The sequence below is a fragment of the Shewanella mangrovi genome, from assembly GCF_000753795.1.
GTDB classification, from domain to species: Bacteria; Pseudomonadota; Gammaproteobacteria; order Enterobacterales; family Shewanellaceae; genus Shewanella; species Shewanella mangrovi.
Window position 1 is genome coordinate 24,442 of the sequence record NZ_JPEO01000010.1, and the last position, 25,146, is coordinate 49,587.

A 25,146-nucleotide genomic window follows, 5' to 3' on the forward strand; every position below is an offset into this window, starting at 1 on the left:
TTTAACTAACTATCTTTTGGCACAAATAACAACGGCGACTATTAAGTCGCCGTTGTGCGCGTTTGCTAAGCAATTTTTAACTTAGGCTTCCAGCTTCGCCAGTTCTGCTTTCTGTTCAGTCAGCTTCTCTTGGTCGCGTTGGTAGTCCGCCAGCTTAGCGCGTTCTTTTTCAATCACGTCTGCTGGTGCTTTAGCAACAAAGCCTTCGTTCGAAAGTTTCTTCTCGATACGGCCAGCTTCTTGCGCCAGTTTTTCCAGCTGTTTGTCGATACGCGCCATTTCGGCGGCAACGTCAATCAAGCCAGCCATTGGGATCAGCAGTTCCATTTCACCCACCAATTGGGTGGTCGACATTGGTGCTGCTTCGCCTTCGGCCAATACAGTGATGCTTTCCAGCTTCGCCAGTGACGCTAAGAAAGTGCGGTTAGCGTTCAAACGGGCTGCGTCTTTTTCGCTGACATCTTTCAGTAGTGCGTTCAGCGGTTTAGATGGCGCGATGTTCAGCTCTGCACGAATGTTACGTACCGCGACAATTACTTGTTTAACCCATTCCAGATCCGCTTGCGCTTCGATATCAACTTTATCTGCTTGATACTCAGGGAACGGCATCAACATCAGGGTTTCACCTTCAACACCGGCCAGCGGTTTCACGCGATGCCAGATGGTTTCGGTGATATATGGAGTCAGTGGGTGCATCAGGCGCAGCAGTTGCTCCAGTACCGTTACCAAGGTATGGCGAGTACCACGCAGCTCGGCTTCAGTGCCGCTGTTCAATACCGGCTTGGTCAGCTCCAAGTACCAGTCACAGAATTGGTTCCAAGTGAACTCGTACAGAGTGTTAGCGGCCAAGTCGAAACGGAAGGCATTGATGTGGTCATCAAAGGTTTTCACGGTTTCGTTGAACAGGCTGATGATCCAGCGATCTGCCAGCGACAGCGTCATCTCGCCACCCGCTTGCCCGCAATCTTGCTCTTCGGTGTTCATCAACACGTAGCGCGAGGCGTTCCATAACTTGTTACAGAAACTGCGGTAACCATCCAGACGTTTCATGTCCCAGTTGATGTCGCGGCCAGTTGACGCCATCGCTGCCAAGGTAAAGCGCAGCGCGTCAGTACCATGGGCTTCAATGCCTTCAGCAAACTCTTTGCGGGTGCTCTTTTCGATTTTGGCGGCCAGTTGTGGCTGCATCATGTTGCCGGTACGTTTTTGTACCAGTGATTCCAAGTCGATACCGTCGATCATATCCAATGGGTCAAGCACGTTGCCCTTAGATTTCGACATCTTGTTACCTTGCTCGTCACGGATAAGACCGGTGACGTACACGGTTTTGAACGGTACTTGTGACTTGCCATTCTCATCTTTGATGAAGTGCATGGTCATCATGATCATGCGCGCGACCCAGAAGAAGATGATATCGAAACCGGTGACCAACACATCAGATGGGTGGAACAGTTTCAGATCTTCGGTGTTTTCTGGCCAGCCCAAAGTAGAGAAGGTCCACAATGCAGAGCTGAACCAAGTGTCCAGTACGTCGTTGTCTTGGCGCAGCGCGATATCGGCGCTCAGGTTGTTTTCGCTACGGACTTCCGCTTCGTTACGGCCAACGTAGACGTTACCGGCATCGTCGTACCATGCAGGAATGCGATGACCCCACCACAGCTGACGTGAGATACACCAGTCTTGAATGTCGCGCATCCATGAGAAGTACATGTTTTCGTACTGTTGTGGCACGAACTTGATGTCGCCATCTTCAACCGCTTTGATCGCTGGCTCTGCCAGAGATTTCACCGCTACATACCATTGGTCGGTCAGCAGCGGTTCGATAACCACGCCAGAGCGGTCGCCGTAAGGCACTTTCAAACTGTGTGGCTCGATTTTTTCGAGCAAGCCGAGCGCATCAAACGCTTCAACAATCGCTTTACGCGCGGCGAAACGTTCCATGCCGGCGTATTCGCTTGGCAGGCTGTTGTCCAATTCGGTGTTTTGGCTACCGTCGGTGTTCAACACTTCAGCGGTGGCACGAATGTCAGCGTTCAAGGTCATGATGTTGAACATTGGCAGGCTGTGGCGCTTACCGACTTCGTAGTCGTTGAAGTCGTGCGCTGGGGTGATTTTCACACAACCGGTACCAAATTCACGGTCAACGTATTCGTCAGCCACAACTGGAATGCGACGATTTACCAGCGGCAGAATGATCTCTTTGCCGATGAGGGATGCATAGCGTTCATCTTCAGGATGTACTGCAACGGCGCTATCACCCAGCATGGTTTCTGGACGAGTAGTCGCAACTACCAAGTAATCTTTGCCATCGGCTGTTAGGGCATCGCCCGCCAGTGGATAGCGGAAGTGCCACATAGAACCTTGTTTTTCTTTGTTTTCAACTTCCAGATCGGAAATCGCGGTGTGCAGTTTTGGATCCCAGTTCACCAAACGTTTGCCGCGGTAGATCAGGTTGTCTTTGTACAAACGGACAAACACTTCTTGTACCGCTTTTGACAAACCTTCATCCATGGTGAAACGTTCGCGATCCCAATCCACAGAAGCGCCCATACGACGCAACTGTTTGGTGATGGTGCCGCCAGATTGGTTTTTCCATTCCCACACTTTTTCCATGAACGCATCACGGCCTAAGTCGTGGCGGCTTTTGCCTTCTTCGGCTTCCAGCTTACGCTCAACCAGCATTTGGGTAGCAATACCGGCGTGGTCAGTACCCACTTGCCATAGGGTATTTTTGCCTTTCATGCGTTGGTAACGGATCAGCGTGTCCATGATGGTGTCTTGGAACGCATGGCCCATGTGCAGGCTGCCAGTGACGTTTGGCGGCGGGATCATGATGCTGTAGTTGCCGTTGCTGCTATCACCACTTGGTTTGAAGTAGCCTTTCTCTTCCCAGGCTTTATAGAGTGCCTGTTCAATCGACTGCGGGTTGTATGTTTTATCCATGGAACCAGTTTTCTCAAACAAAATTAATGGGTTGTGTTGCCAAATCTTGCGTACTCAAAGTAAAGCCTTGGTCGCGATACTGGCGGTAACGGTTGCGCGCAATCGCCTTACGGGCGTCATCACCGGCAACAAAATCGATGATCTGGCTGAAGTTTCCGGCAAATGGCGGAATATCGTTAGCCAGATTTATCAGTATTGGCCGCCGCAAGTTGGGGCCAACACGGTCAAATCCTATCTCTACCGGCGCACCTTTTGCGGGGCCTTCACCTTTAAGGTTGTGCGGCACAAAGGCGCTCGGTTCAAACTGCCACAGCAGTTCATCTACTTGATAAGCTTGCGATTGGTCATCGCAATGAATGTAGATCCACTGGCCGCTACAATAATGTAACTGCGCTAATTGGCAGGCAAGCAACTGCGGCTGTTCCTCGTTGTTAACGGTTGAGGGCAGCAAGTAAAACAGTGCTTGGGTCATTGTCGTGGCATGCCTTGTTGGGATCGATTCGCGAAGGATGGATTCTACACTAAAGCCGCAGGCAGGTTAAATAGATAGCGCTAAACGCTGCTGGCTTTGGGGCGAAGTTTTCAGTCGTTTTACCAATTAGAAGGCATCACGACTGAAAACTTCAGCGCATTGGTGGCAAATAGCCCCGTTAGGCGTGGCTCAACTGCAGTTTATGACCGCCATTCTCGCTTGGCACAAAATCGGCGAAGTGATGAATAGCGTCGAGCGAATCTTCATGGTGGTGCGTCACATACAGCAACTGAGTGATATTACTGCTGGCGATGCGATTCAGCGCATGGAACACCAACTTGCGGTTGAGATAATCCAGCCCTTGATAAGGCTCATCCAAAATCAGCAGTGCTGGTTGTTTGATAAGCGCGCGTGCGACCAATAACAAACGCTGTTGGCCGTAATCTAGTGAGCGGAAACCGGTTTTCTCAAACGCTTGCATCTCCAACATGGTCAGCCAAGTTTTGGCTTGCTCAATTTGCGCCAGCGACGGCTTTTGATAAAGCCCAATCGAGTCAAAAAAGCCGGATAGCAACACTTCCAGCGCGCTACAGTTCACCCGATATTGCAGGTGCAGTGACGATGACACCACGCCAATGTTCTTTTTAATCTCCCAGATACTTTCGCCGCTGCCACGTTTGACGCCAAGAATGGTGATGTCATTGCTGTAGCACTGCGGATGATCGCCGAGGATTAGACCGAGCAGGGTACTTTTACCGGCGCCATTGGGGCCGCGAAGTTGCCAGTGCTCATCCGCGCGAATAGTCCAGTTCACATCGTCGAATATCAGCGTGTCGGTGTAGGCTACGCGCACATTACGTAATTCCACCCGAGGATCGGGATATTCGTTGTCGTTTTGCTGCTTCAGCAGTGACAGTATGCGTTCACTTTTCTCGGCGGATAGTGCCTGCATTTGGGCCAGCAGTGGGTGGTTGTGCCATTCATCGCGGCGCATGGTTTGCGTCAGCTTTTGCTCGTCAAACAGCGCGATATTACTGATAAATTCGGGCAATTCGTCTTCGCGAGACGTGAGAATAATCAGCTGCGTTGTTGGCAATAATGATTGCAACAGTTTGGTAAGCGCGACGCGGTGAGCCACGTCTAAGCCAGCATATGGTTCGTCGAGGATCAACAATTCTGGTTGTTGTGCCAATGCTTTGGCGAGCATTAAACGACGTGTTTCACCTGTAGATAACATGCGAAAGCCACGATCTTTAAGATGCACTAAATCGGTTTTATCCAACAAGCTTGCCAGTGTTGTTTCATCAATACCTTCGGCGAGCAGTAATGCCGTGACACTGTCGCCAGCTTGCGCTTCGCTTTCATCTTCTGCAATCTGCTCATCCAGCAATTTTTGTTGTTGGTGTAGAGAAACGCAGGCGACTTTTTCTGGCATGTCGTCAATATGACCTTTGCGGGCGCTCAGTTCTCCCGTCAGAATGCCAACTAGCAACTCGGCCGCTTGGCCATGGCTGGCAAAAACGCCCCAGTGTTCATCGGCGTTCAGTTGCCAATCATCAATAAATAACGCAGTGGAAGCGGTTTGGTATTTGAGGTTTTCAATATGCATTTGACGAACAACAGCTTACAACTAAAGAGGCGAATAATACTGCAACAAATAACTGGGGATTACTAGCCAGTTATTTGTTTTGCCGCTAACTGGATGCAGGGAAATTTGACTATCAATCGCTGTCGAGTTCGCTTGATTCTGGCATCTCAGCGGTATATTGCTGCTGCCATTTTTTAAAGGCTTGATGCTGCCAAGGCAGATAACTTTCACCCAGCAATTGCGCCAGCGTGCCGTCTCGCCGCATCTGACCGAGTACTGGCGAAATCACCTTTAGTAACGCAGCGTTCGCTTCTGTGTTATGGCAGGTAATACCGTCATAGGAGATTAACAACGGATATGCCGCATCGTAGCTGACTTGATCAGCGAATTTACGCATATCGGGCATAAAACTTACCATCATATCCGCTCGGCCTAAGTTCACCATGCCCACCGCATGTTCATCGCTGCTGGTGTAAGCCAGTTGAATGCCAGCCTGAGGGAGCCCCGCGCGCTGGTACCAAACATCATAGCCGAGCACGCCGAGCACATTTGCGGTTGGCGCAACTTGCGTGAGCTGTTGAATTGGCGCTGAGTCTTTGGCGGTAAACAGATACATGCTGAAGGTATTAAGTGGCGCTGAGACGATGATCTGTTGTTGCCCAAGCCTTTCGCTGGCAGGTTCGGTAAAGGAGTAGATACAGCTGTCTTGCTGCTTGAGAAAACTCATGTAAGCACGTTTTTGTGGATATACCCGTTCTTGATATTTGATGCCAGCACGTAGGGCGACCTGTTGCATTATTTTCTGATATGGCCCATCGCCAGCCTCAGTGATAAGTCCGGTAAATTCAGGTGCAATCAGCTTGAGCTCGGTATCGCTGGCAAAAGAGAGGTTTACCAAACCAAGAGATAACAAGGCTGTGAGTAACGAACGGCAAAACCTAGAAGGTTGGAACATGAACAATAATGCAAAGGCTTAAAACAGATCCGCTAATTATAAGTAGAGAGCCGAGCGAAAAACATTAAGGTTTACAAAAAGTGTGGTTATTCTGTTAATTTTTCACCGTTTACGCCAGCCTTTGGCGATTGCAGCCTGTGGAATCACATCATCTTGAGTGTTGGCGATACCGTCTGGGCCGACGCCGAGCAGTTGATAGCCATCATCGAGTCGTTGGTAAACAAAGGGGGCCGCCGTATATTTTAGCGGCTTTGAGTCGTCCATCACTGAGATATGGTTTTCCGGAAACGCCTGTTTTAGTTGCTCAAGTGATAAGGGGTATTCACCTTGGCGGTAATGGTACAGCTCTAGCAAACGAGCGACTTCATCAATCTGTCTGGTGATGGGACTTTGCTGCGCCTGATGGATGGCTTGCAGGGTCATGTCATCGTCAGCTGGATGGGCGATACGCTGTTGTTGCAGATAGAGGGTCAGACTCATCATCAATATCGTGAAAATGCCAGCTGCGCCGACAAAGGCTAAGGTTTTTCCGCCTTCGCGTTTGCTGCTAAGCCCCCAAATCAACGCAATAATGGCGAATGGAATGCCTAAAAACGGGAAAAAGCCGCATGCACCGACGGCATATGCTCCAACGCCCATCGGTTTGAGTGATGGCGCTGGTGTGTGTGCCAATGCCGTTTCCCGCTTGGCTATCTCATCGATAAGTTGTTGGTAGCGTTCGGGGTAGGCCACAGCGTCAATGGTCCGCTTGACTTGGTGCAACTCTTCCTGTGAGTAAGATGGGTAATCAGGCGTCATAACTCGGTCGCTTAACATGTGTCTTAGTTATGATGTCTCATTGATAAATAAAGATAAAGCCCCAGTTTTAGGAAAGCATGGGGCTTTATTGTTTAACGCTTACGCTGGATTTATTTTGTCTTTTGCAGCGTAAAGGTGTTGTTGCTGCGATCAGCATCAGGCAGTTTGTGCTCAGGATCTAGGGTGACGCTTTTCAGCGGCTTATCTAGCTGCAACACAATGCTTGGCGCAAAGCGATTCATCCAAGTTTCAATCGGCAGCTGCATATCTTGGCTGGTGCCATCTTCAAACTGTAAACGCAGTTTGGCTGGCATCACCAATTTTTGTTTGCTGGCGAAATGGATCTCTGTGCCTTTGGCCCACTTGGTGTCAACTTGGTTAATGCCAGTCACGGCCATATCCAGTTGCCAGTTGTTCAGATACCAACCGCGCCACCACCAAGCAAGATCTTCACCTGCGGCACTTTCCATAAAGCGGAAGAAGTCAGACGGAGATGGATGTTTATAGGCCCAGGTTTTGATATAGGCTTTAAATGCTGGGTCAAAACGATCTGGTCCTAGGATCTGTTCGCGCAATAATACCAAGCCCAGTGCCGCCTTAAAGTAAGCGGTGGAGTGACGGTATTTCTCTGCCACTGCTTCGGCGGGCATCATCAGCGATGGTGCTTCAGGATCTGCCAGCACGGGCAGAATTTCATCCACCGGATTACCACCTTTGGGCGCGTATTCGCCATCGCGTTTTGGTGCAAATTCGCCGTTATTGAAGGCATCAGAGGCGTAAACGTCGATAAAGGTGTTAAAGCCTTCATCCATAAATGCGTGCCGACGTTCATCAGAGCCAACAATCATCGGGAACCAAGTGTGGCCCAGTTCGTGAGCGGTGATCCAAAACAGCTTGTCGTCTTTGTCTTTCATACCGTCGAACACAATGCCCGGATATTCCATACCCGCGCCGTGACCGCCAAGGTTGACGGCCGCAGGCCAAGGATATGGATACCATTGGCTAAAGTGCTCGATGCTGCCTTTGACATATTCTGTTGAACGATCCCACTTATTCGCGCCAGCGGCTTCTGGCGGATAAGCTGACATTGCCAGCGAGCTTTTACCGTTGGGCAGATTGATTCGTGCTGCATCGATAATAAAATCCGCTGATGCGGCAAATGCGACGTCACGAGTGTGTTCCATGCGGAAATGCCAGTCGCGGGTTTCACTGGTGCTGTTAGCAACCGCCGCTTGAGCATCGGTAGCCGTACGGATATACACGGTTTTGTCACTTTGCTGTGCTTGTGCCAGACGTTTTTGCTCGGTTTTGCTCAACGCTTCTTTAGGGTTGATTAGCTCACCGGAACCGACAACATAGTAGTTAGCGGGGACGGTAACCGTGTAATCGATCGTGCCGTATTCCAGATAGAATTCGGAGCCAACGTAGGGATTGTTGTGCCAGCCGTGTTGATCGTCATACACCGCCATGCGTGGGTACCACTGGGCGATTTCAAAGATCTTGCTGTTTGCGGTCGGGGTAACGGCAGTGCGTCCGCCCCACGTGCCGGGGATTTCATAGCTGTAGCTGATCTTCAGCTGTAATTTGCCGCCATCTGCTGCTAACGGATTTTGCAGCGCGATACGCATACGGGTGTCGTCCACTAAGGTATCAGCGGTATAGCTTTTTCCACCGGCAATCACTTCAATGGAGTCGATCTTATACCCGTCGGTAAATTGAGTGCGGTGCCACTGCGATGCGGTGCTGCTGCGCGAATCTTTGCGATAGATGTTTTGATCGAGTTGCAACCACAGTTGCTCCAGTTTGTCTGGGCTGTTGTTGGTATAGGTGATCAGCTCTTCACCGTGAAGTTGTTGCTTGGCGGTATCTATGTTGGCATGCAGATTATAATCTACTCGGTTTTGCCAATAGAGTTCACCTGGCTTACCAGCGCCATTGCGATAAGCATTGGCTGGCGTCGGCATCGACAGCGGTGCAAACAGGTCACGAGGGTCATAGTTGGATTCAGCCGCGAAGCTGGAGGAGATCAACAACAAGGCTGAGCCGCCAGCCATTAGTTGGGCCGCCGTTTTAGGCCAATGGGACATAACACTTCCTTTTATTTTTTTTATCACGTCGTTCGCTTGAATAAGCGGGGGCTTCAAGAAAATCTGAGTAGGCCACTACCATAACAATTGCTGTCATGTGAGACGAGGCCAAAATTGCGGTTGAGGGGCATTTTAAGCTTCGCTTAATTGTTACAAAAAATGTGTACCTGCTACCAGAGAAAACAGCCGCTATGGCATAAGTAAACATAGCGGCTGTAGTCATTCACTCTGTTGGATAAGGGGTTAAGCTGATTTACTGCTGACAAGCGGAGCTTGTTGCTGACTTCTGTTGACCCGTACCAAAATCGATTTTGAGGTGGGGGTAAAGCTGCGGTCACCGACACTTTCGAGTGGGATCAGCGCATTAGCTTCGGGGAAATAGGCGGCTACATTGCTTTGCGCTATTTCATGGGGGATAACTTTAAACCCTGTAATCTTACGCACACTGCCGTCGTGCCAATAGGATTCAATATCCACTAAATCACCCGTGGTCAGCCCCAGACGCTGCATATCGGCTTCATTGAAAAACACCACATTACGTTCACCAAACACACTGCGATAACGGTCATCGTAACCATAGATAGTGGTGTTGTATTGATCATGCGAACGCATGGTTTGCATCAAAAACACATTCGGTTCGTCGGGCTGTTCGACCGGTACTATGCGTTGCGGTAATTCGTGGCTAAAGAATTGTGCTTTAGCGCTGGCAGTTTTCCAGTGTAATTCGCGGGCGCTGTTGCCGAGATAGAAACCACCGGGAGCGTCTAAACGTTGATTAAAGCCATCAAAACCGGGAATTGTTCGTTCAATCAGATCACGAATGCGGTCATAGTTATCGCTCATTGCGCGCCAGTCGACTGGGGTTCTCGCGCCCAGTGTTGCGGCGGCAAGGCCGGCAATAATGGCGACTTCTGAGCGCATCTGCTCACCGCGCATATCGATGCGACCGGAGGAGGCGTGCACCATAGAGAAGGAATCTTCGACCGTGATTTTTTGTGGTCCTGAGGCTTGAATGTCGATATCGGTGCGGCCAAGACAGGGCAGAATAATGGCGTCTTTGCCGGGATTAACATGAGTGCGATTGAGCTTAGTGGCGATATTAACCGTCAGTTCAGCATTACGCATCGCTTGCGCCACTTTAGCGGTATCAGGCGCTGCTGCCACCAAGTTGCCGCCAAGACCGATGAAGATTTTGCTGTCACCACGCTGTAGTGCTTGTAGCGCTTCTACCACGTTGTGGCCATGCGCTCTTGGTGGCACAAAACCGAAGACCCGCTCGAGATTATCTAAAAATGCCGCGGCAGGGCGTTCGTTAATGCCCATGGTGCGATCACCTTGAACATTGGAGTGACCCCTTACTGGACACAATCCCGCGCCCGGCTTACCAATATTGCCGCCCAGCAATTGCAGATTTACCAATTCGTGAATGGTATCAACTGAGTGTTTATGCTGAGTGATGCCCATCGCCCAAGTGACAATCACTTTGTCGGCTTTTTGGTAGATGTCTGCCAGTGCTTCGATGTCGGTGCGGCGCAGTCCCGATTGACGGGTGATTTCGGTCCAGCTGGTGGCATCCACTTGCGCCAGATACTGCGCCATACCGTCGGTGTGTTGTTCGAGAAACGCCATGTCAAACACAGCACTACCCTGCTCCACCGCTTGGCGATGACGTTTATACAAGGCTTTGACCATGCCGCGTACCAGCGCCATATCACCGCCCAGCTTTGGCATATAGTAATCGCTGGTGGTTGGCGATGAGCCGTTTTTCAACATTTCTAACGGATCTTGCGGATTGGTAAAACGCTCCAGCCCACGCTCTTTAAGGTTATTAAGGGCGACAATGCGTGCGCCGCGTTTATAGGCTGCGGCAAGGGTTTCTAGCATACGTGGGTGGTTAGTACCGGGATTCTGCCCAAACAGGAAAATGGCATCCGCTTCTTCAAAGTCTTCAATGCGAGTGGTGCCTTTGCCTATGCCTATCGCTTCAGCCAAAGCAACGCTGGTGGCCTCGTGGCACATGTTAGAACAGTCTGGGAAATTATTGGTGCCAAAGCGGCGCACAAACAATTGATAAAGAAATGCGGCTTCATTACTGGCACGGCCGGAGGTGTAAAACTCGGCTTGATTGGGAGTGTCCAGCGCATTGAGTTTGTCGGCGATAAACGAAAATGCGTCTTGCCAGCTGATCGGTTCATAGTGATCGTTTGCCGGATTATATTTCACAGGTTCACTTAAGCGGCCCTGATATTCCAGCCAGTAATCAGTTTGTTGATTCAAATAGCTGACGCTGTGCTCAGCAAAGAACTGGCGATCAACTCGTTTGCTGGTCGCTTCCCAGTTGACCGCCTTGGCGCCATTTTCACAGAAGCGGAAACGGCCGGGAACACCTTTCTCTCCCCAAGCGCAGCCGGGGCAGTCGAACCCGTGATCTTGGTTGGTCCGTAGTAGGTTAAGCAGATTCTTCGCGACATTATTGCTTTTTAACAGGTGCTCGGTGGTCGCTTTAAGTGCGCCCCAGCCGCCAGCAGCATTGTCGTATTCTTTATAGCTCATATTGGGTGATGCTCCGTGGCAAACCACACGGGCTGCAGAGAGTCCTTCGCAGTTGTATTGCCAAAAATGAGATTTAGGTCACATATGGGATAATTTACGCTGATGCATTGGTTGGGGCAAGTGATAGCCAATGGTTTGCTGATAAAAACTCAATAAATAACAATTTGTTATAGATTAGTTTTCCAAGTTTTATATAAATAAATACAGGCTGTTAGTGGTATCAGTCTGTCGCCATCTACGCACTGCGCAAATGGTGGCATTGATCACGGCTTAAGACTGACGAAAATCGCAGGCGGTGCGATTGAAGGTCATGGCGATACGTTCAAACATCCCTTCAATGACATGTTGTTGTTGCGCTGGAATGTCGGTGTCACGCAACTCCAACATCAAGGCATTACTGGCATTCACGAAACTGCTGGAAGTATAACCGCGGCTGGCAGCCAGATAAGCATCCGCTAGTGCGTTTTGCCATACCAGCAGCAACGGCGAGATATCGTTATCGCTCAGACTTTGAATCAGGCGTTGTAAACGTGCAGATACGTGGCCGAGATTGAGCCCAGTGAGGCCTAAATCTGTCATCCTTCTGCCTGCAGCTGGGGCACCTTTATCGGCATTGGCTAAGCGCAGTAAACGGTCCCCCATCCGTGCGTTAAACCAATCTTCAGGATTATGGTGTTGATGTAACTGTCGTAGGTCTTTCACCGTTGCCTTGATTAAGAAGCGTTGCATCATGGCCGAGCTTGGACCAGTAATCATCTTGAACAGACAGATCAGAATGATGACGCCGACGGCAATCGCGAGGGCATTACTGACAGTGTAATTAATCGCAAATGAGCGCGACATATCATTTGCTGGTTGTACCAATATTACGAACGGAATACACAGCCCCAGCCCGTAGGGAAGTGTAGGGCGGTTAGCGAGTCCTAACAGACCAACAAAAAATGGGCCTGCAAGGATCATTGCCAACAACTCAAAGTCACCACTGCTTTGTGCCAGCAGATTCAGCGCGAAAAATATCGCCAGCGGCGTAGAAATGACCACGCCAAGTAACAGGCGCTTCAACACCATCATTAAGATAACCATGGGCAAACGCGCCATCATTATCGAGAAAATCACTGGCAGGATCATAATCATCAAGGCTGAGGCAGAGCCGGTACCTATCCAAATGCCTGCACCGATAAGAAACATGACGGTGGTGCGAAAACCAGTGGTAAGTCCGACTAACGGGTCTCTGTGTGGCACTAACGCCGGTGCGTTGAGGCGTACGTTACTGCTGTTGATCAAGGCATCATAGGCCTTCATCACCACCATTAAATCGGAAATGAGCTCAGATGCGACTTTCAGCAAACGTGATTCCAGCGGAATGTCACTGGCATTATTGTTACGCAGCTGCAAAAAGCGGCTACGTTGGGCTTTAGCTATCTGATAACACTCGTCAAAATCCTGCGATGCTGACATACGCGAGAAGTCGCTACTGAGTGCCTCTAACAGCTGATTCAGCTTTGGCGTTATCTGCTCAGGATGATTACGTTGCAAACGGCCAAAGACCTGTATCACCGCGAGCAACGACATCACTTTATTGCACAATAGATTGGCAGCCCGCCCTTTGCCTGGGCCTAATGGTCCTTCATAAACTACGGCACTTGAGTCGTCTGTTAAGGCGGTGAGTGATTCTAAAATTGTGTCGATATGTTGATGGCGTTGTTCATGTGAGCTGTCTTTGGCGAGCTCGGCCGCCAGATAATCTAAGGTCTGATTAACCACGCTGCGCGCTTGTTGTTGCAGCACTTTAGCGACACTTACCGGCCATAATAGTTGGCTGACCAGTGCGGCGCAGATTGCCCCGACCACTATTTCACTTACCCGCGACTGCGCAATGGCAAAGATAGATTGCGAGTTCGCTGTGCTTGGATTCACCATTACCAGCAGCACAATAATGCAGGCGGTTATCCCCGCCATGGCAAAGGCATAAATAAAGTTGGTTGAGCGCATCATTGCTGATGCCGCCGAGTTAATGCCGAGCCACAGGGCTAACGAAGCGATGGCTAATTCGGGATAGGGAATAAAAGCTTCAAGGATCAGAATCCCCACCGCGCCACCAATTAAGGTGCCGAAGATTTGGCACAGCGCTTTTTCAATCACCAGACCGCTTTCTGGGCGTATTTGTAAAAATACTGCCGAAATCAATGCCCAATAGGGGCGGTCGAGATTGAGGTACATCGCCACAAATAAACTAATCGCCATCGAAATTACACCTTTGGTGGCGTAAATAACGCTGCGTTTATCTGGGGTAAGAAATACCGCTTGAACCGGGGATAACTGCATAAATTATTTCTGCTGCAGATGGATCGATACTGTCATCCCGGCACTGATACTGACACCATCGGGAAGCGGATCGAGTTTGATATCCACCGGAATACGCTGTGCTAAACGCACCCAGTTAAAGGTTTGCTGAACTTGTGGCAGCAACTGGCCATTACTTGAGGTATTGGTATCTGCAATGGCTTTGCCAATACTTACCACTGTGCCGCTGAGTTTATCGTTGCCGCTCATCAAGCTGATTTTGGCTTTCTGGCCGACATGAATCAGTGGCAACTTGGTTTCTTCAAAATAACCGGTAACGTAAAACGAATCTTGTTGTACCAGCGATAGCACCGCGGTGCCTTGGTGTACATAGTTACCTTGGCGCAGGCTTAAGTTGATAATGTTACCGTCTTCAGGGGCAAATATTTTGGCACGCTCCAAGTTAATTTTGGCGGTATTCAGCTCTGCTTCTATCAGCTCATAATCCGCTTTCGCCGATTCCGTGTTGAGGCGTGCAGTTTCTAAATCCTCATCACTGATAAGCTCGGTATTGGTGAGTTTTTTACGGCGTTCGTAGCGATGGTTTGCTAAGTCCCATGCAATTTTGCGGTTTTTGAGTTGCGCTTGTAATTCTTCCAGCGCCGCTTGGGAACGGGTAGCGTCGACTGAAAACAGCAATTCACCTTTTTTGACTTGAGCGTTGTCGGCCACACTAAGTTGCTTCACCCAGCCAGACACATCAGGCGCAATGGTGATGATATTGGCGCGAATACGACCATCACGCGTCCAAGGTGAATACAGGTAATGATCCCATATCCAGCGACCACAGAAGATCGCGACAAGCACCACTAATAGCGTGATGGCAATACGAGTAATTTGTGCTGCCATGAATTAATTTCCTAAGGTGTTTACTACTAACGCGAGATAGCAGATATATAGACCAACTTCGAACCAAGCAGCTTTCCAAATCTGCTGATACAGTCCGCTACGATAAAGCACTTGTCTTGTGACAAAGGACAACACAAATGCCAGAGGGGCGTATAGCACCAACGGGCTAAACAACAATCCCCCAAAAGATATTTCTTCCAACATATGAATACTCGACCTATTAGGGTTAACTGAACCAGCGTTTGTCTAAGCAGGAAGGACATGCCGGATAACATGTGAATTATCTTGCCATCGCTCGCTATTGAGTGCGCCAAGCTGACGGAAGAAGAATAAAAAGTGTGATGTAAATCATGATCCTACTTGCCCCTCTCAATAGCAACTGCTGCAAATTCGTTAATCAGTTGTTGCTGTCAATTTTGGCTTACAAAACACTGGCTAATATGCGCTTGCTGTTACTGGCACGATAAGTGTGCTGACGCAATCATTATAGAACTAAAAATAGCGCAACATCACAGTGACAATCATGGTACACTTCGCGGCTGAAATTTGATTAAAACAAACCGAGAGTAAACTGATTATGTCTGATAAGTTCACTACTGTTGAACAGCAAGCTAGCTACGGCGTAGGTCGTCAGTTGGGCGAACAACTGGCTGCTAACTCTTTTGAAGGTCTGGATATCCCATCGGTACAAGCCGGTTTAGCCGATGCCTTTGAAGGTAAAGAAAGTGCAGTTGCCATGGAAACACTGCATGCCGCATTCAGCGAAATCAGCACTCGTATCAAACAAGCGCAAGAAGCTGCTGCTGAAGCCGCTGCTGCCGCTGGTAATACCTTCCTTGAAGAAAACGCTAAGCGCGATGGTGTTGTAGTCACTGATTCAGGTCTGCAATACGAAGTGATTACTGAAGGTACTGGTGAAAAGCCTAGCTATGAATCTACAGTGCGTACTCATTACCACGGTACTTTCATTGACGGTAACGTATTTGACAGCTCAGTGACTCGTGGTCAACCAGCTGAATTCCCAGTTTCTGGTGTTATCGCAGGTTGGACTGAAGCATTGCAACTGATGCCAGTGGGTTCTAAATATCGTCTGTTTGTACCACACCATTTGGCATATGGTGAGCGTGGCGCAGGCGCGGCGATTCCACCGTATTCTGCGCTGGTGTTTGAAGTCGAGTTGTTAGATATCATCTGATGACAAAATCGCTTGAGTCGTTACTCAGGCGATTTTTTTGCCTTGGAGGATAATGAAGAATGAGTGCAATCAGAATAGCCGTTGCTGGTAGTGGTGGCCGTATGGGCCGTACCCTCATTGAAGCAACGACTCAGTTTGAACAACTAGCACTGGGTGCGGCTATCGAACGTAGTGGTTCTTCACTTATAGGTGTGGATGCGGGCGAATTGGCAGGTTTGGGTAAGTTGGCGGTGACAGTCACCGATAACTTAGACAGCGTTGCTGATGATTTTGATGTACTGATTGACTTCACCAGCCCGGAAGGAACTTTGGCGAATCTTGACTGGTGTAACCGTCATGAGAAGCCAATGGTTGTTGGTACGACAGGCTTCAATTCCTCACAAAAAGCACAACTTGAAGCGTTCGCTGAAAGCTTGCCAGTGGTGTTTGCGCCTAACATGTCGGTTGGCGTCAACCTGATGTGGAAGTTGCTCGAAGTTGCCGCTGAGGTGATGGGCAGCTATACCGATATCGAAATCATCGAAGGGCATCACCGCTATAAGAAAGATGCACCATCGGGTACCGCACTGAAAATGGGCGAAGTGATTGCTGAAACGCTGGGACGCGATTTAGAAAAAGTCGCTGTTTATGGACGTGAAGGCATTACCGGCGAACGTGAGCGTGACACCATTGGTTTTGCCACCATTCGAGCGGGCGACTTAGTGGGTGAACACACCGCTATGTTTGCTGATATTGGTGAAAGGTTAGAGATCACCCACAAAGCATCGAGTCGTATGACCTTTGCCAATGGGGCGATGCGAGCCGCCATTTGGTTACTCGATCAGAAACCTGGCATTTACGATATGCAGCAGGTGTTAGGATTGAAACCGTTATAGTTTAAAAAAAACCGCCATTGGCGGTTTTTTTATGAATTAGTGATTTGCAGTGTCTAGACGAAGTAGGTAATTGCCTATATAATTCTTGGAATTTGTCAAAATTTCGTAAAAACGCGGAAGACAACTGCACAAAGACGTAAAAAATAAATAATTTTAATGACTTGGCTCTTTACGGAGGTCGCGTTGACTAAGTCTGCCTTACTCGTACTCGAAGATGGAACCGTCTTTAAAGGAACAGCTATTGGTGCTGATGGCGTAGCTGTTGGAGAAGTTGTTTTTAACACTTCTATGACTGGCTATCAAGAAATCCTCACTGATCCTTCCTATTCTCGACAAATCGTTACCCTAACATACCCTCACATTGGCAACACTGGTACTAACAGTGAAGATACTGAATCTGAAGCAGTACATGCCTGTGGTCTGATTATTCGTGATCTGCCTATTCTTGCTAGCAACTTCCGCTCACAACAATCGCTGAGTGAATACCTTGTTGCTAACAATGTGGTGGGCATCGCCGACATTGACACTCGTAAGCTGACGCGTATTTTGCGCGAGAAAGGCGCCCAAGCGGGTTGTATTTTGGTCGGCGAAGACAATGTCGAAAAAGCGCTGGCGGAAGCGAAAGCTTTCCCTGGCCTTAAAGGCATGGATCTTGCGAAAGAAGTCACCACAGATAAAGCCTATCAATGGCGTTTCGGTACTTGGGATTTGGTTAATGGCCTACCAGAAGCTAAGCCTGCTGAAGAACTGAAGTACAAAGTGGTTGCGTACGATTACGGCGTAAAACGTAATATTCTGCGCATGCTGGTGGATCGTGGTTGCGATGTCACGGTTGTGCCAGCTAAGACGCCTGCTAGCGAAGTGTTAGCGATGAATCCAGATGGTATCTTCTTATCCAATGGCCCCGGTGACCCAGAGCCATGTGATTACGCTATCGCTGCAATTAAAGAGATTTTAGCCACTGATATCCCTGTATTTGGTATCTGTCTTGGTCACCAATTGTTGGCGCTTTCTACCGGTGCTAAAACCCTGAAGATGAAGTTTGGTCACCACGGTGCCAACCATCCAGTGAGCGATATCGAGAAAGGCACTGTGATGATCACCAGTCAGAACCATGGTTTTGCCGCAGACGAGAGCAGTTTACCGGCTAACGTGAAGGTGACTCACAAGTCACTGTTTGATGGCTCATTGCAGGGCATTCACCTGACAGATAAGGCGGCCTTTAGCTTCCAAGGTCACCCAGAAGCCAGTCCTGGTCCGCACGATTGTGCACCACTGTTCGAGCATTTTATCGAACTGATCGAAGCCTATCGTCAAGCTAAGCAGTAATAGTCGGGAGAAGATTTTAGCAATGCCAAAACGTACTGATATTAAAAGTATCCTGATCCTCGGTGCAGGTCCGATTGTTATCGGCCAAGCATGTGAGTTTGACTACTCTGGTGCGCAAGCCTGTAAGGCGTTGCGGGAAGAGGGATACCGCGTAATTCTGGTGAACTCAAACCCAGCGACCATTATGACTGACCCAGGTATGGCCGATGCGACCTACATCGAGCCAATTCATTGGGAAGTGGTACGCAACATTATCGCCAAAGAACGTCCTGATGCAGTGCTGCCGACCATGGGTGGTCAGACCGCTTTGAACTGTGCGCTGGAACTGGAAGAACGTGGTGTTCTGAAAGAGTTCAACGTGGAAATGATTGGCGCAACTGCAGACGCCATCGACAAAGCGGAAGACCGTGCTCGCTTCGATAAAGCGATGCGTGCTATCGGCTTGGAATGTCCACGTGCCGGTATCGCACATAGCATGGAAGAAGCACAGAAGGTACTGGATGACGTGGGCTTCCCATGTATCATTCGTCCGTCATTCACCATGGGTGGTTCAGGCGGTGGTATCGCTTACAACATCGAAGAGTTCGAAGAAATCTGTACTCGTGGTTTGGACTTGTCGCCAACCAATGAGTTGCTGATCGATGAAAGCCTTATCGGTTGGAAAGAGTACGAGATGGAAGTGGTGCGTGACCGCAACGACAACTGCATCATCGTTTGCTCTATCGAAAACTTTGACGCCATGGGCGTGCACACGGGTGATTCTATCACTGTCGCGCCAGCACAAACCCTGACCGACAAAGAATATCAATTGATGCGTAACGCCTCGATGGCGGTACTGCGTGAAATCGGCGTTGAAACCGGCGGTTCTAACGTGCAGTTTGGTGTTAATCCCAAAGATGGCCGTATGGTCATCATTGAGATGAACCCACGTGTATCACGCTCATCTGCGCTTGCATCTAAAGCCACTGGCTTCCCAATTGCCAAAGTGGCAGCCAAACTGGCGGTGGGTTTCACCCTTGATGAGCTGATGAACGACATCACTGGTGGCCGCACTCCAGCATCGTTCGAGCCTTCAATCGACTATGTAGTGACCAAAGTTCCTCGCTTCAACTTCGAGAAGTTTGCTGGTGCTAACGACCGCCTGACTACCCAGATGAAGTCTGTGGGTGAGGTAATGGCGATTGGCCGTACCTTCCAAGAGTCAGTACAAAAAGCACTGCGTGGTTTGGAAGTTGGTAAAAACGGTTTTGACCCAGTGGTTGACCTGAACGATGCTGATGCCATCTCACGCATTCGTCGCGAGCTGAAAGACCCAGGTTCTGACCGCATTTGGTACATCGCTGATGCCTTCCGTGCTGGTATGAGTATCGACGATATCTTCACACTGACCAACATCGATCACTGGTTCTTGGTGCAGATTGAAGAAATCGTCAAGTTAGAGCAACAAGTTGCCGCTGTCGGTTTAGCCGGTATCGATGCTGACTTCCTGTTCAAACTGAAGCGTAAAGGTTTCTCTGATGCGCGTCTGGCAGAAGTGTTGGGTATTAGTGAATCTGAGATGCGCAAACTGCGTCATCGCTTAGAGATCTACCCTGTCTACAAACGGGTAGATACCTGTGCAGCTGAATTTGCGACTGACACGGCTTATATGTACTCGACTTATGAAGAAGAGTGCGAAGCGAACCCAAGCGATCGTGAGAAAATCATGGTGCTCGGTGGCGGTCCTAACCGTATCGGCCAAGGTATCGAATTCGACTACTGCTGTGTACACGCCGCATTAGCCATGAAAGAAGACGGTTACGAAACCATTATGGTGAACTGTAACCCTGAAACGGTATCAACGGACTATGATACGTCAGACCGACTGTACTTCGAACCAGTAACACTGGAAGACGTGCTCGAAATCGCCCGTTTGGAAAAACCAAAAGGCGTTATCGTGCAGTACGGTGGTCAAACACCACTGAAACTGGCGCGTGCACTGGAAGCCGCTGGCGTACCTATCATTGGTACTAGCCCTGATGCGATTGACCGTGCAGAAGACCGTGAACGTTTCCAACAAGCGATTCGTCGCTTAGAAATGAAGCAGCCAGAAAACGATACTGTGACCACTGTTGAAGGTGCAGTCGCTTCTGCTGAAAAGATCGGTTACCCGCTGGTGGTGCGCCCATCATACGTACTCGGTGGCCGAGCGATGGAAATCGTCTATGAAGAGCAAGACTTACGTCGCTACTTCAATGAAGCGGTAAAAGTGTCTAACGAATCGCCTGTACTGCTGGACCACTTCCTTGACGATGCTATCGAAGTCGATATCGACGCGGTATGTGACGGTAAGTTGGTGGTGGTTGGCGCTATCATGGAGCACATCGAGCAAGCGGGGGTTCACTCAGGTGACTCAGGCTGTTCATTGCCACCATACTCGCTGAGCCCGCAAATCCAAGACGAAATGCGTGAGCAGGTGCGTAAGTTGGCGTTCGAACTGGGCGTTATCGGTTTGATGAACGTACAGTTTGCGGTGAAAGACAACACCATCTACATGATTGAAGTTAACCCACGTGCAGCGCGTACCGTGCCTTTCGTTTCGAAAGCGACTGGCGTATCGCTGGCGAAGATTGCCGCGCGGGTAATGGCTGGCCAATCACTGGAAGCACAAGGTTTCACTCAAGAGGTGATCCCACCTTACTTCTCTGTGAAAGAAGTGGTGCTGCCATTCAACAAGTTCCCTGGTGTTGACCCACTACTTGGTCCAGAAATGCGCTCAACTGGTGAGGTGATGGGGGTTGGTGAAACCTTCGCGGAAGCTTACGCGAAAGCGCAATTGGGCGCGGCACCAAAAGACTCACCACGTTCAGGTCGAGCCTTGTTGTCGGTACGTAACAGTGACAAGAAACGTGTTGCTGAATTGGCCAAACAGCTGATTGCGCTGGGCTTTGAAATCGACGCGACTCACGGTACCGCTGTGGTACTGGGCGAAGCCGGTATCAACCCACGTTTGGTGAACAAGGTACACGAAGGTCGTCCACACATTCTTGACCGTATGAAGAATGGTGAATACACCTACATCGTCAACACCACCGAAGGTCGTCAAGCCATTGAAGACTCTAAGCAACTGCGTCGTGGTGCCTTGCGTTACAAAGTGAACTACACCACTACCTTGAATGGTGCATTTGCTACCTGTTTGTCGCTGAATGCTGATGACCGCAACAATGTGGCCTCTGTACAAGAGCTGCACGCGCGCATCAACAAATAACGACTGATAAGTTGAAAAAAGCCACACTTAGGTGTGGCTTTTTTGTTTTGTGCGCAGTCAATCAGATAAATTTGTGAGTGGCACTGGTATGAACTTCATAGCTTAGGTAAGCTGTTAGTAAGATGAATTTATGTCGATAGCTGACGCATCAAGCACTCATAAGTACTTCTTGGCGCCATTTAATCATTCATAGCGCGCCCAATTAATTACCTTATTCCATCTGTGCTGGCTTTATAGCCTGCATAGGACGCTTTTGTTTTACAGGAGGCGAAAAATTCATGAACAAAGTTCCAATGACACAGCAAGGTGCAGAACAATTACGTAAGGAATTGGACTACCTGAAGTTTGAACATCGTCCAGCGCTGAGTGAAGCGATTGCGACAGCGCGGGAGTTGGGCGACTTAAAAGAGAACGCCGAATACCATGCAGCACGGGAAGAGCAAGGGATCTGCGAAGCGCGTATCCGTGACATCGAAGGCAAGTTATCGAACGCGCAAATTATTGATGTCACCAAAATGGAAAACACCGGTCGCGTCATTTTTGGGGTAACGGTGACCATTTTGAATCTCGATACCGATGCTGAGGTTAGTTACCGCATTGTGGGTGATGACGAAGCTGATATTAAGGCGAATCTGATTTCAGTTAATTCACCCATCGCTCGTGGTTTAATTGGTAAGAGCGTAGGCGATGAAGTCAGCATTCAAACGCCGGGCGGTATTGCCGATTACGAAATCATTGAAGTTCAGTACATCTAACACGGGTTAATTACGGCTGGTTAAGGCTGTATTAATGGATGTTATTGAAAATAGCCGGTAAAACAAAAAAGGAAGCCAGTTGGCTTCCTTTCGTTTTGTGGTCAGTTGCTTATTTTGCTTTTGGTAAAGCAATCTTCTTCTCTTCCGATTGACGGAAGATAACCAGCACGTGACCGATTAACTGGACTTTGACGGACTGAGTTTCCCGTACAATGGCATCAACGATAGCTGCTTTCAGTTCTCTGTCTTCAGACGCCACTTTAACTTTAATCAGTTCATGGTGGGACAGGGCATTATCAATTTCAGCCAGTACTCCCTCAGTCAGACCATTGGCACCAAGCAGTACCACTGGCTTTAACGAGTGTGCCAGTCCTTTGAGATACTGTTTTTGTTTGGTTGTTAAGTTCATTTTTACCAACTTTCGACGAGTTACTGTTGAAAAGGCGCTATTCTACCCTTATATAGGCTTCGTGTAACTCAGATTTGTTGCGGAATTTAAATGTCAGGAAAAAAGCGAACTGCCAGCTCCACTCGCTGGATGCAGGAACATTTCGACGATCATTATGTCAAGTTAGCGCAGAAACGTGGCCTGAGGTCGCGCGCAGCGTTCAAGTTAGAAGAGTTACAGCAAAAAGACCTGCTCATTAAACCCGGCATGACCGTTGTTGACTTAGGCGCCGCCCCGGGGGGCTGGTCGCAAGTCGCGGTTAAGCTCGTGGGTGACAGTGGCAAAGTGGTGGCTTGCGATATTTTGCCGATGGACCCAATCGTTGGCGTCGATTTTCTCCAAGGCGACTTCCGCGAAGAGAAAGTGTTGGACGCTTTGCTGACCCGAGTGGGCGATGAAAAAGTCGATGTCGTGTTGTCTGATATGGCACCTAATATGAGCGGCGCCGGCGCAGTTGACCAACCAAGGGCAATGTATCTTGTTGAATTGGCTTTAGATATGTGCCATCAAGTGTTAGCGCCTAACGGTAGTTTTGCAGTAAAAGTTTTTCAGGGTGAAGGTTTCGACGAATATATGAAAGCTGTTCGAGATGCCTTTAAAGTCGTAAAAACCCGAAAACCAGAGTCTTCGAGAGCCCGCTCGCGGGAAGTCTATCTGGTAGCGACAGGGTATAAGTTGTAGTACCCTGAATGATGTAGGTCTCAATACTGAGAGGTTGGATAATTGAGTGACATGGCAAAAAATTTAATCCTGTGGGTAGTCATCGCGGTAGTGCTGATGTCTGTCTTCCAAGGATTTTCTCCTTCGTCATCTTCGTCACAGAAGATGGAATACTCAACGTTTTTGGATGACGTCCGTTCAGGTCAGGTTGCTTCTGTGGAAGTAAAAAGCGACCAGCGCACCATTGAAGGTTCGCTTAAGACTGGCGAGAAATTTGTCACCATTATGCCGATTTACGACCGTGATCTGCTCAATGATCTCGATCGCAAAGGTGTTGCGATGAAAGGTCAGGAAGCAGAAGAATCTGGTTTCCTAACTCAAATTTTCATCTCTTGGTTCCCAATGTTGCTGCTGATTGGTGTATGGATTTTCTTCATGCGTCAGATGCAAGGCGGCGGCGGTAAAGGCGCTATGTCATTTGGTAAAAGCAAAGCCAAATTGATGAGCGAAGATCAGATTAAAACCACTTTCGCTGATGTGGCTGGCTGTGATGAAGCCAAAGAAGAAGTGAAAGAGTTGGTGGATTATCTGCGTGACCCAACTAAATTCCAGAAATTGGGTGGCCGCATTCCAACAGGCGTACTGATGGTTGGCCCTCCCGGTACAGGTAAAACCTTGCTGGCTAAAGCAATTGCTGGTGAAGCCAAAGTACCGTTCTTTACCATTTCTGGTTCTGATTTCGTTGAAATGTTCGTCGGTGTCGGTGCATCGCGTGTACGTGACATGTTTGAACAAGCCAAGAAATCAGCACCTTGTATTATCTTTATCGACGAAATCGACGCAGTAGGTCGCCAGCGTGGCGCGGGTCTCGGTGGCGGTCACGATGAACGTGAGCAAACCTTGAACCAAATGCTGGTGGAAATGGACGGCTTTGAAGGTAACGAAGGCGTTATCGTGATTGCCGCGACTAACCGTCCAGACGTGCTTGACCAAGCCTTGTTACGTCCAGGCCGTTTCGACCGCCAAGTCGTGGTTGGCTTGCCAGACGTACGTGGTCGTGAGCAGATTCTGAAAGTACATATGCGTAAAATCCCGCTGAGCGATGATGTTAAAGCCAGCGTGATTGCCCGTGGTACGCCAGGCTTCTCTGGTGCTGATTTAGCGAACTTGGTCAACGAGGCGGCTTTGTTTGCTGCGCGCGGTAATCGCCGTGTAGTGACCATGGAAGAGTTTGAACGCGCCAAAGACAAGATCATGATGGGGGCAGAGCGCCGCTCAATGGTGATGTCTGAATCAGAAAAAGAGTCAACCGCATACCATGAAGCAGGCCATGCGATTGTTGGCTGCTTAGTGCCTGAGCATGATCCGGTACACAAGGTAACGATTATTCCTCGCGGTCGCGCATTGGGGGTAACCTTCTTCCTTCCTGAAGGTGACTCCATCAGTGAAAACCGCCGCAAGCTAGAAAGCCGTATTTCGGTTGCCTATGGTGGTCGTCTGGCAGAAGAGATCATCTACGGTGCTGAAAAAGTATCGACTGGTGCTTCGCAGGATATCAAGCAAGCAACGGCGATTGCCCGCAACATGGTGACCCAATGGGGCTTCTCTGAAAAACTCGGCCCATTGCTGTATGCGGAAGAGGAAGGAGAAGTGTTCCTCGGTCGCTCTATGGCGAAAGCCAAACATATGTCGGATGAAACCGCAGCTATCATCGATGCGGAAGTAAAAGCTATCATTGAACGCAATTATCATCGTGCCGAACTATTGCTGAAGGATAACCTCGATATTTTGCATGCGATGAAAGATGCATTGATCAAATATGAGACGATTGACTCTCGCCAGATTGAAGATTTGATGGCGCGTCGAGATGTGCGCCCACCGGTTGATTGGCAGATGGATGATAAAGGTTCAGACGACAGTGGCAATAATGGCAGCGCGTCAAAAGACTCACCGCTGAGCGATAAGCCTAAGTCAGATAGCGATTTATCGAATCCGGGTGAATCGCATCACTAATTGAATCCTCGATTAGCAGAAAACCCCTTTTTAAGG

The 25,146-nt window shown here is 49.2% G+C and carries 18 protein-coding genes; 7 read left to right on the forward strand and 11 right to left on the reverse strand.

Annotated features, from left to right (window positions below; translation table 11 throughout):
* Positions 1 to 81 precede the first annotated feature (81 nt).
* The 10 genes from HR45_RS12635 to HR45_RS19265 all read right to left on the reverse strand — a co-directional run bounded on the left by HR45_RS12635 (position 82) and on the right by HR45_RS19265 (position 14,792).
* The gene (locus tag HR45_RS12635) at positions 82 to 2,943 is read right to left on the reverse strand and encodes a valine--tRNA ligase (protein WP_037443680.1); all 2,862 of its coding nucleotides are present in this window, start codon (positions 2,941 to 2,943) and stop codon (positions 82 to 84) included.
* A gap of 13 nt (positions 2,944 to 2,956) precedes the next feature.
* Positions 2,957 to 3,415, reverse strand: coding sequence for a DNA polymerase III subunit chi (locus HR45_RS12640; protein ID WP_037443460.1), 459 nt, complete (start codon positions 3,413 to 3,415; stop codon positions 2,957 to 2,959).
* A gap of 178 nt (positions 3,416 to 3,593) precedes the next feature.
* A complete protein-coding gene (locus HR45_RS12645; protein ID WP_037443462.1) occupies positions 3,594 to 5,024 on the reverse strand; it encodes an ATP-binding cassette domain-containing protein in 1,431 nt (476 codons plus the stop codon).
* Positions 5,025 to 5,136: 112 nt separating this feature from the next.
* Positions 5,137 to 5,958 carry a type 2 periplasmic-binding domain-containing protein gene (locus HR45_RS12650; protein ID WP_081933474.1) on the reverse strand — a complete coding sequence of 274 codons (822 nt, stop codon included), beginning with the start codon at positions 5,956 to 5,958 and terminating at the stop codon, positions 5,137 to 5,139.
* Positions 5,959 to 6,060: 102 nt separating this feature from the next.
* On the reverse strand, positions 6,061 to 6,756 hold the full coding sequence (locus tag HR45_RS12655; protein WP_037443472.1) for a hypothetical protein: 696 nt from the start codon (positions 6,754 to 6,756) through the stop codon (positions 6,061 to 6,063).
* 110 nt (positions 6,757 to 6,866) lie between these two features.
* Positions 6,867 to 8,843: a M1 family metallopeptidase gene (locus HR45_RS12660; protein WP_037443474.1), complete on the reverse strand. Its 1,977-nt coding sequence runs from the start codon at positions 8,841 to 8,843 to the stop codon at positions 6,867 to 6,869.
* A gap of 243 nt (positions 8,844 to 9,086) precedes the next feature.
* Positions 9,087 to 11,396 carry an FdhF/YdeP family oxidoreductase gene (locus tag HR45_RS12665; protein ID WP_037443476.1) on the reverse strand — a complete coding sequence of 770 codons (2,310 nt, stop codon included), beginning with the start codon at positions 11,394 to 11,396 and terminating at the stop codon, positions 9,087 to 9,089.
* A 270-nt stretch (positions 11,397 to 11,666) separates the two neighbouring features.
* Positions 11,667 to 13,721 carry an FUSC family protein gene (locus HR45_RS12670; RefSeq protein ID WP_037443478.1) on the reverse strand — a complete coding sequence of 685 codons (2,055 nt, stop codon included), beginning with the start codon at positions 13,719 to 13,721 and terminating at the stop codon, positions 11,667 to 11,669.
* A 3-nt stretch (positions 13,722 to 13,724) separates the two neighbouring features.
* Entirely contained in the window at positions 13,725 to 14,588 is an 864-nt protein-coding gene (locus tag HR45_RS12675; protein WP_037443480.1) for an efflux RND transporter periplasmic adaptor subunit, read from the reverse strand.
* Between the two features lie 3 nt (positions 14,589 to 14,591).
* Positions 14,592 to 14,792, reverse strand: coding sequence for a DUF1656 domain-containing protein (locus tag HR45_RS19265; RefSeq protein WP_081933475.1), 201 nt, complete (start codon positions 14,790 to 14,792; stop codon positions 14,592 to 14,594).
* A 373-nt stretch (positions 14,793 to 15,165) separates the two neighbouring features.
* Here HR45_RS19265 and bamJ point away from each other — a divergent pair, with 373 nt between their 5' ends.
* The 5 genes from bamJ to greA all read left to right on the forward strand — a co-directional run bounded on the left by bamJ (position 15,166) and on the right by greA (position 21,989).
* Positions 15,166 to 15,783, forward strand: coding sequence for a BamJ family beta-barrel-assembly machinery protein (bamJ, locus tag HR45_RS12680; RefSeq protein ID WP_037443481.1), 618 nt, complete (start codon positions 15,166 to 15,168; stop codon positions 15,781 to 15,783).
* Positions 15,784 to 15,842: 59 nt separating this feature from the next.
* Positions 15,843 to 16,658: a 4-hydroxy-tetrahydrodipicolinate reductase gene (gene dapB, locus HR45_RS12685; RefSeq protein WP_037443482.1), complete on the forward strand. Its 816-nt coding sequence runs from the start codon at positions 15,843 to 15,845 to the stop codon at positions 16,656 to 16,658.
* A 156-nt stretch (positions 16,659 to 16,814) separates the two neighbouring features.
* Positions 16,815 to 17,987: a glutamine-hydrolyzing carbamoyl-phosphate synthase small subunit gene (gene carA, locus HR45_RS12690; protein ID WP_156104072.1), complete on the forward strand. Its 1,173-nt coding sequence runs from the start codon at positions 16,815 to 16,817 to the stop codon at positions 17,985 to 17,987.
* Positions 17,988 to 18,009: 22 nt separating this feature from the next.
* Complete coding sequence (carB, locus tag HR45_RS12695; RefSeq protein WP_037443486.1) at positions 18,010 to 21,234, forward strand: carbamoyl-phosphate synthase large subunit; 3,225 nt, start codon at positions 18,010 to 18,012, stop codon at positions 21,232 to 21,234.
* A 278-nt stretch (positions 21,235 to 21,512) separates the two neighbouring features.
* Positions 21,513 to 21,989 carry a transcription elongation factor GreA gene (gene greA / locus HR45_RS12700; protein ID WP_037443487.1) on the forward strand — a complete coding sequence of 159 codons (477 nt, stop codon included), beginning with the start codon at positions 21,513 to 21,515 and terminating at the stop codon, positions 21,987 to 21,989.
* Positions 21,990 to 22,098: 109 nt separating this feature from the next.
* Here greA and yhbY read toward each other — a convergent pair whose 3' ends face one another.
* Positions 22,099 to 22,398 carry a ribosome assembly RNA-binding protein YhbY gene (gene yhbY, locus HR45_RS12705; protein ID WP_037443489.1) on the reverse strand — a complete coding sequence of 100 codons (300 nt, stop codon included), beginning with the start codon at positions 22,396 to 22,398 and terminating at the stop codon, positions 22,099 to 22,101.
* Positions 22,399 to 22,488: 90 nt separating this feature from the next.
* Here yhbY and rlmE point away from each other — a divergent pair, with 90 nt between their 5' ends.
* Both rlmE and ftsH read left to right on the forward strand, forming a co-directional pair.
* Positions 22,489 to 23,118, forward strand: coding sequence for a 23S rRNA (uridine(2552)-2'-O)-methyltransferase RlmE (gene rlmE, locus HR45_RS12710; RefSeq protein ID WP_037443490.1), 630 nt, complete (start codon positions 22,489 to 22,491; stop codon positions 23,116 to 23,118).
* 42 nt (positions 23,119 to 23,160) lie between these two features.
* Complete coding sequence (gene ftsH / locus HR45_RS12715; RefSeq protein WP_081933476.1) at positions 23,161 to 25,110, forward strand: ATP-dependent zinc metalloprotease FtsH; 1,950 nt, start codon at positions 23,161 to 23,163, stop codon at positions 25,108 to 25,110.
* Positions 25,111 to 25,146: the final 36 nt, after the last annotated feature.

Excerpts from the sequence above, each read along its gene's own strand:
- HR45_RS12635 (WP_037443680.1), bottom strand. The coding sequence starts at position 2,943 with ATGGATAAAACATACAACCCGCAGTCGATTGAACAGGCACTCTATAAA.
- HR45_RS12640 (WP_037443460.1), bottom strand. The coding sequence starts at position 3,415 with ATGACCCAAGCACTGTTTTACTTGCTGCCCTCAACCGTTAACAACGAG.
- HR45_RS12645 (WP_037443462.1), bottom strand. The coding sequence starts at position 5,024 with ATGCATATTGAAAACCTCAAATACCAAACCGCTTCCACTGCGTTATTT.
- HR45_RS12650 (WP_081933474.1), bottom strand. The coding sequence starts at position 5,958 with ATGTTCCAACCTTCTAGGTTTTGCCGTTCGTTACTCACAGCCTTGTTA.
- HR45_RS12655 (WP_037443472.1), bottom strand. The coding sequence starts at position 6,756 with ATGACGCCTGATTACCCATCTTACTCACAGGAAGAGTTGCACCAAGTC.
- HR45_RS12660 (WP_037443474.1), bottom strand. The coding sequence starts at position 8,843 with ATGTCCCATTGGCCTAAAACGGCGGCCCAACTAATGGCTGGCGGCTCA.
- HR45_RS12665 (WP_037443476.1), bottom strand. The coding sequence starts at position 11,396 with ATGAGCTATAAAGAATACGACAATGCTGCTGGCGGCTGGGGCGCACTT.
- HR45_RS12670 (WP_037443478.1), bottom strand. The coding sequence starts at position 13,721 with ATGCAGTTATCCCCGGTTCAAGCGGTATTTCTTACCCCAGATAAACGC.
- HR45_RS12675 (WP_037443480.1), bottom strand. The coding sequence starts at position 14,588 with ATGGCAGCACAAATTACTCGTATTGCCATCACGCTATTAGTGGTGCTT.
- HR45_RS19265 (WP_081933475.1), bottom strand. The coding sequence starts at position 14,792 with ATGTTGGAAGAAATATCTTTTGGGGGATTGTTGTTTAGCCCGTTGGTG.
- bamJ (WP_037443481.1), top strand. The coding sequence starts at position 15,166 with ATGTCTGATAAGTTCACTACTGTTGAACAGCAAGCTAGCTACGGCGTA.
- dapB (WP_037443482.1), top strand. The coding sequence starts at position 15,843 with ATGAGTGCAATCAGAATAGCCGTTGCTGGTAGTGGTGGCCGTATGGGC.
- carA (WP_156104072.1), top strand. The coding sequence starts at position 16,815 with ATGACTTGGCTCTTTACGGAGGTCGCGTTGACTAAGTCTGCCTTACTC.
- carB (WP_037443486.1), top strand. The coding sequence starts at position 18,010 with ATGCCAAAACGTACTGATATTAAAAGTATCCTGATCCTCGGTGCAGGT.
- greA (WP_037443487.1), top strand. The coding sequence starts at position 21,513 with ATGAACAAAGTTCCAATGACACAGCAAGGTGCAGAACAATTACGTAAG.
- yhbY (WP_037443489.1), bottom strand. The coding sequence starts at position 22,398 with ATGAACTTAACAACCAAACAAAAACAGTATCTCAAAGGACTGGCACAC.
- rlmE (WP_037443490.1), top strand. The coding sequence starts at position 22,489 with ATGTCAGGAAAAAAGCGAACTGCCAGCTCCACTCGCTGGATGCAGGAA.